Origin of the sequence: Maribacter sp. Asnod2-G09 (assembly GCF_045063795.1) — a bacterium.
Classification (GTDB): domain Bacteria; phylum Bacteroidota; class Bacteroidia; order Flavobacteriales; family Flavobacteriaceae; genus Maribacter.
Genome location: NZ_JBEFOA010000002.1, coordinates 7,501 through 22,467, shown reverse-complemented (window position 1 = coordinate 22,467; position 14,967 = coordinate 7,501). Strand labels below are relative to the sequence as shown.

The following is a 14,967-nucleotide window of genomic DNA, read 5'->3' as shown; positions in this document are numbered from 1 at the left end:
TTAAAAGTCAACGTTAAGCCCAAATGTTACCGTTCTAAAGATTGGCGTACCCGCTCTTTGTGATCCGTAAGCTCTTGGATTGCTACCATCTATATGTTCTGGATTAAAACCGTGGTAATCATCTGCAGTGATATAAAGCAAATTCTGTGCGGTAGCATAAACTCTTAAGCCACTTACACCTAAACGTTCTGTAATATCATCTGAAAAATTATAACCAAGATTTACGTTACGTAAAGAAAAGTAATCTGCACTTGCAATAACATCACTTGTCAATACCTTTTCTTGTATAAATGAAACATCAGATACCAAACCATTAGCCACTGCTTCTAACTCTCCACCACTTCTTGTTCTGTTACCGAACCAGTTGTAGAAATATTGATCCCCAATATTATTAACCTGAGCACCTAAGCTACCTTGAACCATAAATGAAAAATCAACATTTCCGAATTTGAATTCATTGGTAAAACTGTATACTAAATCTGGATAAGGACTACCCAAAATAGTTTTGTCTTCTTCTGTAATTAAACCATCACCATTTAAATCTTTAACGATGGTATCATCAGATTGACCATTGATTCTGTTCCATGGACTATCAACATATGTTGTTCTGAAAGAAGTTTCATCAAAAGCTTGTTCATCAACCACATAACCCCAGAAAGAAGATATAGGCTCACCAATTCTATTGATCCATTGAGAATTTCTACCGTAGGTATCTTCAATAAGTGCGTTGTTAGAATCACCAAAGCTTAATAATTCATTTTTATTAGTAGAAGCTATAAAAGTTGAATTCCATGAGAAATTTTCATTCGAAACATTTCTAGTTCTTAGCTCAAGTTCAACACCTGTGTTTTGCACTTCACCTAAATTCACAATACCACCATTAAATCCTGATATATATGAAACTGGATTGTTCAACAGTAATTCATCACTCGTTCTTTGATAATAATCAACAGAACCAGAGATTCTATTATTGAAAAAACCATAATCTAAACCGACAGTGAATTCTTTAGAAGCTTCCCATTGTAATAAAGTGTTTGCAATATTAAGTGGCGAAACACCAGCTGCAATACTACCGTCATCAATTGCATTTGAATTTTGCAATAATGCTAAATAAGGCCATGCGTTAACGATATCATCACCGACATTAAAATTCTCTGCCCCAGTTAAACCATAACTAGCTCTAAATTTTAAAGTATTTACCGCATCACTATTTAATAAGAAATTTTCTTTAGCAACATTCCAACCTACAGATACTGCAGGGAAGTTACCCCATTTAGAATCTATACCGAATACAGAACTACCATCTCGTCTAATAGAAGCATTTACTAAGTATTTGCCTTTATAAGCATAATTAACTCTAGCAAAGTAACCTATCTTTTTAAGCTCTGTGTTGATTTCCGTTGGAAGATCAACTACAGTAGCACCTTGAAAGTTTTTAAGTAAGTCATTTGAAAACCCACTACCTTCAGTAATGCTTTCTTCTGATTTTCTTTTTTGAACGGTTGCACCTACCAACAAATTTAAATCATGATCATCACCAAATGTCTTAGTATAGTTTAAAGTATTATCAGAAATAATTCTAGTTCTGAATCTGTTCGATAAATAGTATGCAGATCTTGCAGCACCACTTGCATGATGTAATACACCATCATACCTTGTTCTCTTACGCTGCTCCAATGTCACACCTAATGATGTTTTAGCAGTAAGACCATCTAAAAGCTCATAGCTCAAATATGTAGAACCGAATAATTTAGTATTATACTCAAAATGCTCTCTTTCTACATACTGTGCATATGGGTTCGAATCTCCTGAAGTACGAGGTCTACTATCGTTTCCATCTCCATTTACATCTAATTCTACTAAGTGATTTTCAAAGAAATAATCTCCTACTCCTACATTTGCGTATTGACCATTACCCGAATTTCTATCAATAAATTGAAGAGATTCTTCGGTATGATAAATTGGCAACCAAGGAGATTGACGTGTTGGGTTGTGAATAGAAGTTGGCAATCTTCTTTGTTTTGTATAAGAAGGTGTAGCTCTAATTCCAAATCTTGCTCTTTCACCGATTTTAGAATCTACTTTCATATTAGCTGAGAACAATTTATAGTCATCAGTAATTACAACACCCTCATCATGAAGATATCTTAAAGATGTACTAAACTTAGTATCTTCAGAACCACCTCTTGCAGATAAAGAATGACTAGTAATGGCACCACCATCAAAGAAAACATCTTGCCAATCTCTGTCAACGCCTGTTGCTTTAACTAATAATTGCGCGTATTGCGTTTCATTAGAAAGAGTACCTGTAGCCGCTTGTTCTATTTTAGCCCATTCAGATACACTCTTTCTATAATCGTCACTACCATGAGCGCCTTTAAGACCCGTATACGTTTGATAGCTAAATTTTGTTTTACCAGCTTTACCACTTTTAGTAGTAATTAAAATTACACCGTTAGAACCTTCACTACCATAAATGGCAGCAGAAGCAGCATCTTTTAATACTTCAAAAGATTCTACATCATTCATATCAAGGTTTCCAAGAAAGTCTGAACTTACAACCACCCCATCAATTACTAATGCAGGACCTGAATCAGCAGTTACAGAACCAATACCTCTAATAGTAATGGTCGGTGCCCCACCAGCTTCAGCATTCGTCGCTTGAATGTTCACACCAGATACCTGACCTATTAAAGCGTCATCAACCCTTGATACGGCTATTTGATCTAAAGTTTCGTTCGTTACCTTAGAAATAGAACCTGTAACGGTAGATTTCTTCTGAGTACCATACCCTACTACTACTACTTCATCAAGCTGACTTGCATCTTCTTTCAAAGTAACACTTACAGTTTTTTGAGCAACAATAGCTATTATTTCTGTTGTATACCCTATATAAGAGAAACGTAACATATCACCACTAGTTACCTGAATGGTGAAATTTCCGTCAAAATCACTTTGAGTACCTCTTGTTGTATTTGCAACAACAATATTTGCGCCAGGTATTGGCACATTGTTTGCATCTGTTACCGTACCTGATAGATCATAGGTATCTTGTGCAAATAATTGAATGTTGACCAGCAACATTACAACCATAAAAATTTTTAGTTTAAAATTCATCTGTGTTAAATTAAGTTAGTTCTATTGAATTGGCTTTTGCCATCTTTTTGATCTACTTAAAATGCGATTACATATTTCGCATCATGATCTTCAATTTGCCAATACTCAAGCTTCCATATTAAATCAATGAAAATTCCTATTTTTACAGGAAATGTGTATTTAGCAATATTTACATGTTTGTTCTTTACTTCCCTTCAAAACGAAGTAATTTTTAATCTAAAAGGATGGGCGAGCACCCGTCCTTTTTTTATGCAATTCTCTTAGCGTTTCATTTCTTTTATTTTAGTTATTACTAGTTTCATAATTATATTTTTTAACTGGTTTACCAAATTGGTTCGTCAAACTGGTTTACCAAATATATGTTATTATATTGTTAAAAAAAATTACTTTAATGATTTGAAGGCTATTTTATTGTGATTTTACACAAATAAACCGGCTTATATTGCGCAATTGACAATAAATAGAACTTCATATCATAATTACGCAAATCACGATCGAGCACCCAGTTTCATTACGATCCCACCGGTTGAAATACGTCTAACAGTCACAACCATTGTCAGACAATTGAGAAATAAGATAAAAGAATAGTATATTTTGTGATTGTTATCACTTTTGTCCCTTAAAAGCAACTTGCTGCTTCTTAAATGCCTCTGCACAAGAATAAAGGTCTTTTAATCTATTAAGTGTAAAACGCTCAATAGCTATCCTTTTTACAAATACTGATATTAAAACAACCTAGTCAATTTATAATACCAATTAAAAGATGAATGATGTATCTATAATTTTAAATTTTATCATAGAAAAAAGGATACCAGAAAAATAAAATCTGGACTGATAAAAGTGTAATTAAAAACTGAAGAAATTCTGTACTACGAAAGGTCTAAAAATAAAAAAAGGCTTCCATTTTCATGAAAGCCTTCTAACCTGTGGGCCCTACTGGATTCGAACCAGTGACCCCCTGCTTGTAAGGCAGGTGCTCTGAACCAACTGAGCTAAGAGCCCCAAAAGGAGTGCAAATATATAATACTTTTACATTCCACAAAAGAAAAATCAATAAAAATTTAAAGAACTTCTGCTACGACAAAATTACTACCCCCAACATAAATAAAATCATTCTTTTTGGCTCGTTTTTTTGCAGCTTTAAAAGCCTTATTTACAGACTTATAAACATCGCCTTTAAAACCTGCTTCAGAAAACACAAGTTCCAAATCTTTTTCATCAAGTCCCCTAAAATTTTTTGGCTTACAGTAATAATATGTTGCTTTTTTTGGAAAAAGAGAAGATATTCTACTAACATCCTTATCCTTTACAAAGCCGATTACGATATGTAATTCTTCATATTTCTGTTTTTTTACTTGTTCCATGACCAGCGAAATACCTTCTTTATTATGAGCTGTATCACAAATAATGATAGGATCTGACCCAATTTGCTGCCAACGCCCCATAAGTTGCGTATTTTCTACGACACCTTTTAACCCTTGAATTATATTACGTTCTGTGATTACGAAACCAGATAAAGCATTCAAAGTTGCAAGTACTCCTTTTATATTTTTTTTCTGATAAGAACCTAATAACCCAATTTCATATTCAGGATAATCTGCATCTTCGGCAAATATTATTTTAGTATTATTATCTTTTGCGACTGAACTAAAGACTGGTGCCGATTCAACATTATATTCACTTATTACCACCGGAACCCCCGATTTTATAATTCCCGCTTTCTCTCTTGCGATTTTGGCGATGGTATCACCGAGCATATCAACATGATCTAACCCAATATTTGTTATTAAACTAACCTCTGGCTTAATAATATTCGTCGAATCGAGCCTACCGCCCAACCCCACTTCAATAATTGCTATATCAACCTTTTCTTGAGCAAAATATGAAAATGCCATACCAACAGTCATTTCAAAAAATGACAGCCTATTTTCAGAAAAGTATACTTGATTCTCTTGAATAAACTCAACTACCCAATACTTAGCTACCTTATTCCCGTTAATACGAATACGTTCTCTAAAATCTTTTAAATGTGGTGAGGTATATAAACCAACTTTATAGCCCGCTTCTTGAAGAACCGAAGCCAATAGATGACTACTAGAACCTTTTCCATTGGTACCAGCTACGTGAATACTCTTAAACTGCGTGTGAGGATTGTTTAAATGATTGGCAAATGATGTAATACCATCAAGTTTTGAATTAAAGGCACTCTTACCTTTATTCTGATACATTGGAAGTTGTGCAAACATCCAATCTAATGTTTCTTTATAGGTCACTCTCCTAATTTGAAGTTTACAACTACAAAACCAACTTGTTTGCTTGGGGCATTACCATCTAAATTCCATTTGTGCATGAATGCAGTTTTCTTTGCAGGTTCAAGTAAGCATGGATTATTATTGGTTGTACCCTTCACTCCTGGTTCAGCACTTATCACTTTACCATTACGGTCTACTATAATTTTAACTACTACCCTACCAGACTCATTACATTCTTGTTGCACTTGCCCTTTGTTCACTAATGATCGACCATTTAAGCCATAACCACCAGTTCCACTGCCACTACCAGGACTTCCATAATAACTAGTCGCATACGGATCACCGTCTGGCTGACCTTTATCCCCTGCCTTGTTGTCATCGCCTTCGCTACCTGATGCTGTGCCGTCAGATTTATTAAGACCACCCATCATTGCATCTAAAGCTTTCTTTTTAGCTTCTTGCTCTTGGCGCGCCTTGTCTTCGGCATCTTTCTTTTGCTTCGCAATTTTTGCTGCTTCAGCCTTTTTCTTATTCTCTGCAGCTTCTGCTTTTCTTTTTGCATCTGCAGCAGCTTCATCAGCCTTTCTTTTAGCTTCTTTTGCCTGATTGATTTTTATAGCCTCTTCATTATCTTGAGTCAATAATTTTTCTGCAGGCGCCTCTTTCTCGGCCGCAGCTTCTTCGACTTCTTCTATAGGTTCCTCAACAGTTTCTGCAACTTCTTGTATCGTTGGTTCAACAGGAGGAGTATCTAAAGGTTCAGACTGTATCTTTTCTTTTGGCTGTACTTTACCACTACCAAAATCCATAGTACCAAAATTCACAGAGATGCCGTTCTCTTCGGGCGGATCCATATAATTTAGACCGATATAAAACAGAATCAATAGCAGCGCACTTAACAACAATGTGGTAAGTGTCAATGATTTCTTTTTATGTTTCGTATCTAAAAATGCCATTTAGTTCGGGCGTACTGCCAAAATAACCTTATAATTATTTCTATTTGCGATGTCCATAACATAGACAGCTTCTTTAATCGCAACGCTTTCTTCTGTTCTAAGTATGATAGTAGGACTATCTTGACCAGCTAAAGCTTTTTTCAATTCTATCTCTATATATTCCCCATTAATACGTTCATCATTAACGAAGTATTGAAGGTTCTTATCTATACTTACAGATACGTTTTGAGTATTTGTAGATTTCCCTTTCGCTTTTGGAAGCAATAAATCTAAAGCGTTAGGCGAATTTGCGGTTAGCATGAAAAAGACCAATAACAAGAATACGATATCTGTCATTGAAGACATACTAAAGTCTGGACTGACTTTATTTCTTCCTTTTAATTTCATAGTATAAAATTAAAGAGGTTCGTTTAATAAATCTAAGAATTCTACAGCGTTAGCTTCCATTTTATGAACCACCTTATCAGTTCTGTTCACTAAATGATTATACCCCACGTAAGCAATAATACCTACAATAAGACCTGCAACTGTTGTTGTCATTGCTGTATAAATACCAGATGCCAATGAACCCATTTCTGCCTGACCACCACTACTGGCCATTTCATGAAACGCAAGAATCATACCTATAACTGTACCCAAGAAACCAATCATTGGGGCAGCACCTGCTACCGTTGCCAGAATACTTACATTCTTTTCAAGCTTATAAACTTCAAGTGTACCAGCGTTTTCTATAGCGGTATTTATATCATCTAACGGCTTGCCTATACGAGAAACTCCTTTTTCAGTCAATCTAGCTACCGGCGAATCTGTCTGAGCACATAAAAGCTTTGCAGCATCTAATTTACCCGTGGTGACATAATCTCGTATTTGATTCATAAAATTCTTATCTATTTTAGATGCTGCATTTACAGCAAGTAAACGCTCAAAATAGATATATAGAGCTACGCCCAACATTATGAATAACACCGATATAATAATGACACTACCTGTACCACCATTAAATATTAAATCTATAACCGAAAGAGTTTTCTCTTCAGACAATAATTCTTCGCTCGCATCTTGAGCCAAATCCTGGAATAATAACATAGTATTCTTTAAGTATTGAATTTGCCTTTATAACGATGAATTGCGAATTAAATTATCCGTGAAGTACAAAATCTCTTAATAGAATAAAAACAACAGCCCCACTAATAAAACCTGCAAATGCCAACCATGCAATTTTTTTAAGATACCAGAAAAAATCAATTTTCTCCATACCCATAGCAACAACGCCTGCGGCAGAACCAATTATCAACATACTACCACCTGTACCAGCAGAATAAGCGATAAAATGCCATAACGGATTATCTAAAGGCTCACTAAACATTCCCATACTTGCAGCAACCAATGGTACGTTATCAATAACAGCTGACCCTAAACCAAATAATAATACTACAACATCAGTATTAGGTATTGCTTCATTTAGTGCACCTGCAGCATTAAAAAGTATTCCTAAAGATTCCATTGCCGCTACCGCCAATAAAATACCCAAGAAGAACAGAATACTTGGCAATTCAATTTTAGACAATGAATGATGCACAGGACTATGGTGACCTTCACTATCTTGACCCTCTTGATCTACAGAGGAAATACTAAACTTCTTATTACTATATATTTCAGCAAAAGTTGCTACTACAGCTAATGACAACATCATACCTACATAAGGAGGCAAATGAGTTACTGTTTTAAAAATAGGAACAAATAAAATAGCGCCTAGACCTAAATACAACATTACTCCACTATATTTAGACTTAGAATTTTCACCATCTAATTCACCATCAATTAAACCTTTAAAAACCTTAAATCTGCTAGCTATTACAACAGGTACGATCATACAAACCAAAGAAGGCAAAAGTACGTGAAGCACTAACTGACCAGCACTTACCCTATTTGCAATCCATAACATTGTTGTAGTAACATCACCTATAGGAGACCAAGCACCACCTGCGTTTGCCGTAATTACAATCATACCTGCAAACCATAATTTTGTTTCCCTATCCTTAATTACTTTTTGAAGTATGGTAATTAAAACAATTGTCGCTGTTAAGTTGTCTATGATAGCAGACAATACGAATGCCAATATTGAAAATAACCAAAGTAATTTTCCTTTTTGCTTTGTCTTAATAAAACCCTTTATAGTTGCAAAACCATCAAAATAATCAATGATTTCCACAATCGTCATCGCTCCTAAAAGAAAGAAAAGAATCTCTGCTGTTTTACCTAAATGATGCAATAGAGACTCCTCCATCATATGCATCCTATCTAAATGCTCAAAATTGCTGAACCCTTCCACAAGACTTTGCTGAGCAGAATCAAACCAGTTTTCATAGCCATCTATACCCAAAGCTATTAGCGCCCAAAGAATAGCCATCATAGCTAATGCTGGAATTAATTTATCTATTTTAAGATTGTGCTCTAAGGTAATGGCAAGATATCCGGCCAAAAAAACAATAACAATGATGGTTTCCATTTTCGTTGGTTTTTTAAGTAACTAGTTATTAGTTGTAAATATAGGTTCTAATTCTAAAAAATAAATCTTCCAAATATATTTAAAATTGTCCGTGAATTCCTAATGAATTGACAATAATACCGAAGTTATTTGACTTCCAAATACTTAAATCGACACTATTACAAATTTAACAGGTTTTTAGTGACCACATTTTAACGCATAAGAAAATGTTAAATATGAACTGATCCTATATTACGATAATACTATTGTTACAAAATCAATCAAAAGGAGGTGTTTAAGTGTAATATTTAACTACTATATCTTTATCTTTGATACGTTAACCTTTATATACAATTAGATGGATTTTTCATTAAATGAAGAACAAAAACTTATACAAGAAGCTGCTCGTGATTTTGCTCAAACTGAGCTATTAGCAGAAGTAATTGAACGTGATGACGAACAAAGATTCCCAAAAGAAGAAATTAAAAAACTAGGAGAACTGGGTTTTTTGGGCATGATGGTAGACCCCAAGTACGGCGGTAGCGGACTTGATACCCTTTCATATGTTATAGCTATGGAAGAAATTTCTAAAATTGACGCATCAACTTCAGTAGTAATGTCCGTAAATAATTCTTTGGTATGCTGGGGATTAGAAAAATTCGGTACTGAAGCTCAAAAAGAAAAATATCTTACAAAGCTTTCTACAGGAGAACAAATAGGAGCGTTCTGCCTTTCTGAACCAGAAGCTGGAAGTGATGCCACTTCTCAAAAAACAACCGCCATAGATATGGGCGACCATTATATTGTTAATGGAACCAAAAACTGGATTACCAATGGCGGTACTGCGAGTACATATATTGTAATTGCACAAACCGATAAAGACAAAAAGCACAGAGGCATAAATGCATTAATTATAGAGAAAGGTGCTCCCGGATTTGAAATAGGACCTAAAGAAAATAAATTAGGAATCAGAGGTAGCGACACCCATTCATTAATATTTAATGATGTAAAAGTTCCGAAAGAAAATAGAATCGGCGAAGATGGCTTCGGATTCAAGTTTGCTATGAAAACTTTAGCAGGGGGGCGTATTGGTATTGCCGCGCAAGCATTGGGTATTGCCGCAGGTGCTTACGAACTAGCTTTGAAATATTCTAAAGAACGTAAGGCTTTTGGTACTGAAATCAGCAATCACCAGGCTATTGCATTTAAACTTGCAGATATGCATACCGAAATTCAAGCTGCACGATTATTAGTATATCAATCTGCAATAGATAAAGATAACGGTAACGATTATGACCTTTCTGGCGCTATGGCTAAATTATATGCGTCTAAAGTTGCTATGGAAACTACCGTTGAAGCCGTACAAATTCATGGTGGAAACGGATTTGTAAAAGACTACCACGTAGAGCGATTAATGAGAGATGCCAAAATAACACAGATATACGAAGGCACTTCAGAAATTCAAAAAATCGTTATTTCAAGAAGTATTTTGAAGTAAAATTAGATTATTCTTCATTCACCCCTATAAAAAATAGGGGTGAATTTTATTAAACTGTAATCTTACTTTGTTAACCTCTCAATAAAGTTATGCTCAATTGTTAGAAAGTTGTAAAAACTAGAATTTACCCCCTACTTCACCTATCTTTTTCGATAATATTAACTTAAATTTATCAATCTGATAAATTGAAGGTTTTAAAAATCCATAATTATCGATTTTTTAAGCTTTTATTTATTCTGTTGAATTTTTTACTTGAATTTGTTTCAATCATTGAATATAATTTAATTAAATTGATATTTTTGAAGAAATACCACAAAGGATGACACTGAAGAAGCAAGGATTATATCTACCGGAATTTGAACATGATAACTGTGGGGCTGGATTTATATGCAGTCTTAAAGGAAAAAAATCTAACGACATTATACATAAAGCGTTAGAGATACTTGAACGTTTAGAACACAGAGGTGCGGTTAGTGCCGACGGTAAGACAGGAGATGGAGCAGGTATTTTAATAGATATACCACATGATTTTTTTCAGGCTGTTTGTAGTTTCGAATTACCAAAAGCTGGTGACTATGCAGTTGGTAACATCTTTTTCCCTCGTAAAGAGAATCAACGCGATTTTTGTATCTCGGTTTTTGAGGAAAATATAAGAAAACAAGGCTTAAAACTATTAGGATGGAGAGATGTACCGGTCAACAGATCCATACCTGGTAGAATTGCTGCTGAAACAGAACCTTTTGTAAAACAAATATTTGTAGCCAAAGAAAACGAAGATCAAGACTACTTCGATTTTAATTTGAAACTTTTTATTGCAAGAAAAGTAACAGAGCATACAATTATAAAATCAAAATTATCTGAAAGCAAGTTCTTTTATGTACCTAGCTTATCTACCAAGATAATTATATTTAAAGGTTTATTGATGCCTTTAGATATTAGCCTTTATTACTCAGACCTAATGGATTCTAGAGTAGTTACTAGACTAGCATTAGTGCATCAACGTTTCTCTACGAATACTTTCCCTACTTGGGATCTAGCACAACCTTTTAGATACATGTGTCATAACGGTGAAATTAACACCCTAAGAGGAAATGTTACCCGTATGTTCTCTAGAGAAGAATTATTGGAGAGCGATATGTTCGGAGATGAAATAAAGAATGTTCTTCCTATAATATTACCAGGAAAGTCTGATTCTGCTACCATGGATATGGTTGTTGAACTTTTATTGATGACAGGTAGATCCTTACCTGAGGTAATGATGATACTAGTACCTGAAGCATGGGAGAAAAATGCAGAAATGTCTGAAGCTAAAAGAGCTTTTTACGAGTATCACTCTTGTATGATGGAACCTTGGGACGGCCCAGCTTCTATTCCTTTTACCGATGGTAACTTTATTGGAGCAGTATTAGATAGAAACGGATTAAGACCTTCAAGATACACGGTAACAAAAGATGATTATGTGGTTATGTCATCTGAAACGGGTGTTGTTGACATCGCCCCTGACAATGTAGAATTCCACGGAAGATTACAACCAGGCAAGATGTTCTTGGTGAATATGGAAGAAGGCAGAATTATTAACGATGAAGAAATTAAGGAGAACATAGCTCAAAAATTCCCTTACGAGAAATGGCTAAATGACAACCTAGTTCATTTAAAAGACATTCCTTATAATGATTGCCCTTTATTTCTAGGCGAAGAAACTTTAGAGAAAAGAAAATCTGTATTTGGATATACATTAGAAGATATCAATACCATAGTTCTTCCTATGGCAAAAGCTGGTAAAGAACCAATTGGCTCAATGGGTTCAGATACGCCAATTGCTGTTTTATCTCAACGACCTCAATTAATTTACAATTATTTTAAGCAATTATTCGCCCAAGTAACGAACCCTCCTCTAGATGGTATTCGTGAAGAATTAATTACAGATATTAGTTTAACTTTAGGTAGCGACCATAATATATTCGAGTTTTCAGAATTACACTGTAGAAAGCTTAAAATTCAAAATCCCGTGATTTCTAAAGAGGATTTGGATAAAATTAAAAATTACGATGTAAGTCCAGATTACAAAGTAGTCTCAATTCCGATGTTATATGCTATCAAACAAGGGCATAACGGACTAGAAGATGCTTTACAAGCATTATTAAATCAAGCATCTAAAGCTGTAGATGAAGGAGCAAATATTATTATTCTTTCAGATAGAAATGTTACAGAAGAAATGGCTCCTATTCCAGCACTTTTGGCTTGCTCATTTGTAAATAGCGGATTACAGAAACTAGGCAAACGTTCTAAACTTAGTGTTATAATAGAATCTGCAGAGCCACGCGAAGTACATCATTTCGCTTTATTATTTGGCTTTGGTGCAAGTGCTATTAATCCTTACTTGGTTAATGAAATTATTGCAGAGCAAATAGAGGAACATGATATTACAGAAATATCGTTTGACGATGCTATTAAAAATTACAATAAGGCTGTCGGAAAAGGCATTTTAAAAGTGATGAACAAAATCGGTATTTCAACACTGAATTCTTACCGTGGATCTCAACTTTTTGAATGTATTGGTATCAATACTAAGGTTGTTGAAAAATATTTTCCGAATACACCAACACGTATTCAAGGAATTGGCCTTTATCAAATTGAAAAAGAGATTGCACTACGTCATCATAAAACATTTAGCAAAAAACATATCGATGCTAATTTAGATTTAGAAATTGGCGGAGAATACAGATGGAGAAGAGATGGTGAAAAACACATGTTCAATCCACTATCCATCGCAAAACTTCAAAAGTCTGTTCGTAATAATGAGCCAGACACATACAAAGAGTACTCGAGTATGGTTAATGAGCAATCTAAAAACCTTATGACCATTAGGGGTCTTTTTGAATTCTCTAATTATGATCCAATTCCATTAGAAGATGTTGAACCATGGACAGAAATTGTAAAAAGATTCAAAACTGGTGCAATGTCTTATGGATCTATCAGTAAAGAAGCGCATGAGAATCTAGCGATTGCGATGAACCGTATTGGTGGTAAAAGTAACTCAGGCGAAGGTGGAGAAGATCAAAATAGATTTTACAAAAATTCTACCGGTGACTGGAGAAACAGTGCAATAAAACAAGTTGCCTCAGGTAGGTTTGGTGTTACTTCGAACTACTTGACTAACGCAAAAGAAATTCAGATTAAAATGGCACAGGGCGCTAAGCCAGGTGAAGGCGGTCAATTACCAGGTCCTAAGGTAAATCCTGAAATTGCAAAAACAAGAAATTCTACGCCTTATGTAGGGTTAATATCTCCACCACCACATCACGACATCTATTCTATTGAAGATTTATCTCAACTAATTTATGATTTAAAATCTGCTAATAGAAAAGCTAGAATTAATGTAAAATTAGTTTCTGAAGTTGGTGTAGGTACGGTTGCAGCTGGTGTTGCCAAAGCAAAAGCTGATGTTGTTTTGGTATCTGGCTTTGATGGTGGTACAGGTGCTTCTCCTTTAACATCATTAAAACATTGTGGTTTACCATGGGAACTTGGTATTGCCGAAGCACAACAAACACTTGTATTAAATGATTTAAGAAATAGAATTGTTCTTGAGTGTGACGGACAATTGAAAACTGGTAGAGATGTTGCCGTAGCTTGTCTGTTAGGAGCGGAAGAATTCGGTTTCGCAACTGCACCATTAGTAGCATCAGGTTGTATTATGATGCGTGTATGCCATTTAAACACCTGCCCTGTTGGTATAGCAACTCAAAACCCTGAGTTAAGAAAAAAATTCAACGGTAAGCCAGAGCATGTAGTTAACTACATGTATTTTGTAGCACAAGAGTTACGTGAAATCATGGCGCAACTAGGCTTTAAGACTATAAATGAAATGGTAGGTCAAGTTCAAAAACTAGATCGTAAAAAAGCAATTGACCATTATAAATCAGCCGGTATAGATTTAACACCTATACTGCATCAAGTAGATGTACCTAAAGGAACTAAATTCTACAATACAGAAAAACAAAAACACGATATAGATAAATCTATAGAGTTTGATATTATAGCAAAAGCAAATCCTTCTTTATTCAGAAAAGAGAAATTAACTTTAGATTACCCTATTTGTAATACAGATCGTGCGGTCGGTGCAATCCTTAGTAATGAGATATCTAAGACTTATGGCGCAGAAGGATTACCAATAAACACACTACGCCTTAATTTTACTGGGTCTGCAGGACAAAGTTTTGGAGCATTTGCAACAAGGGGACTTACCATGATTGTTAATGGAAATACCAATGATTATTTAGGAAAAGGACTATCAGGCGCTAAACTTGTTATAAAAGTACCTGAGAAATCAACGATAGTTCCTGAGGACAATGTAATTACCGGTAATGTTACATTATATGGAGCTACCGCTGGTAGGGCTTATATTAACGGAAAAGCTGGAGAGCGTTTTTGTGTTCGTAACTCAGGAGCTAAAGCAGTAGTTGAAGGTATTGGAGATCACGGTTGTGAATATATGACTGGTGGTGTCGCTGTTATTCTTGGTGAAGTTGGAAGAAATTTTGGAGCAGGTATGAGCGGCGGTATAGCATTTGTATTAGATAGTAACAAAACTTTCAAAAAGCGATGCAGTACAGAAGGTCTTAATCTATTAGAAGTAACTGAAACCAATGATAT

8 protein-coding genes and 1 tRNA gene (1 of these 9 only partly in view) are annotated in these 14,967 nt (G+C 34.9%); 2 read left to right on the top strand and 7 right to left on the bottom strand.

Annotated elements, in window-relative coordinates; all coding sequences use genetic code 11:
• The 7 genes from ACJJVT_RS00080 to nhaD form a co-directional block, all read right to left on the bottom strand.
• Complete coding sequence (locus ACJJVT_RS00080; RefSeq protein WP_405395454.1) at positions 1-3,117, bottom strand: SusC/RagA family TonB-linked outer membrane protein; 3,117 nt, start codon at positions 3,115-3,117, stop codon at positions 1-3.
• A 927-nt stretch (positions 3,118-4,044) separates the two neighbouring features.
• Positions 4,045-4,119: transfer RNA gene (locus ACJJVT_RS00075), tRNA-Val, on the bottom strand.
• A 59-nt stretch (positions 4,120-4,178) separates the two neighbouring features.
• Positions 4,179-5,390: a bifunctional folylpolyglutamate synthase/dihydrofolate synthase gene (locus tag ACJJVT_RS00070; RefSeq protein WP_405395453.1), complete on the bottom strand. Its 1,212-nt coding sequence runs from the start codon at positions 5,388-5,390 to the stop codon at positions 4,179-4,181.
• Positions 5,387-6,325 (bottom strand): energy transducer TonB, encoded by a 939-nt coding sequence (locus ACJJVT_RS00065; RefSeq protein ID WP_405395451.1) that lies wholly within the window; start codon positions 6,323-6,325, stop codon positions 5,387-5,389. Before ACJJVT_RS00065 ends, ACJJVT_RS00070 begins: the two co-directional genes overlap by 4 nt.
• A complete protein-coding gene (locus ACJJVT_RS00060) occupies positions 6,326-6,712 on the bottom strand; it encodes a biopolymer transporter ExbD (protein ID WP_073247166.1) in 387 nt (128 codons plus the stop codon).
• Positions 6,713-6,721: 9 nt separating this feature from the next.
• Positions 6,722-7,411 carry a MotA/TolQ/ExbB proton channel family protein gene (locus ACJJVT_RS00055; RefSeq protein ID WP_299325225.1) on the bottom strand — a complete coding sequence of 230 codons (690 nt, stop codon included), beginning with the start codon at positions 7,409-7,411 and terminating at the stop codon, positions 6,722-6,724.
• 52 nt (positions 7,412-7,463) lie between these two features.
• A complete protein-coding gene (nhaD, locus tag ACJJVT_RS00050; RefSeq protein ID WP_405395450.1) occupies positions 7,464-8,834 on the bottom strand; it encodes a sodium:proton antiporter NhaD in 1,371 nt (456 codons plus the stop codon).
• 337 nt (positions 8,835-9,171) lie between these two features.
• Here nhaD and ACJJVT_RS00045 point away from each other — a divergent pair, with 337 nt between their 5' ends.
• Both ACJJVT_RS00045 and gltB read left to right on the top strand, forming a co-directional pair.
• On the top strand, positions 9,172-10,311 hold the full coding sequence (locus ACJJVT_RS00045; protein ID WP_405395449.1) for an acyl-CoA dehydrogenase: 1,140 nt from the start codon (positions 9,172-9,174) through the stop codon (positions 10,309-10,311).
• 319 nt (positions 10,312-10,630) lie between these two features.
• Positions 10,631-14,967 carry the 5' portion of a glutamate synthase large subunit gene (gene gltB, locus ACJJVT_RS00040; protein ID WP_405395447.1) on the top strand. Its footprint extends 172 nt past the window's final position, so only the first 4,337 of its 4,509 coding nucleotides appear in the window; it begins with the start codon at positions 10,631-10,633; the stop codon falls past the right edge of the window.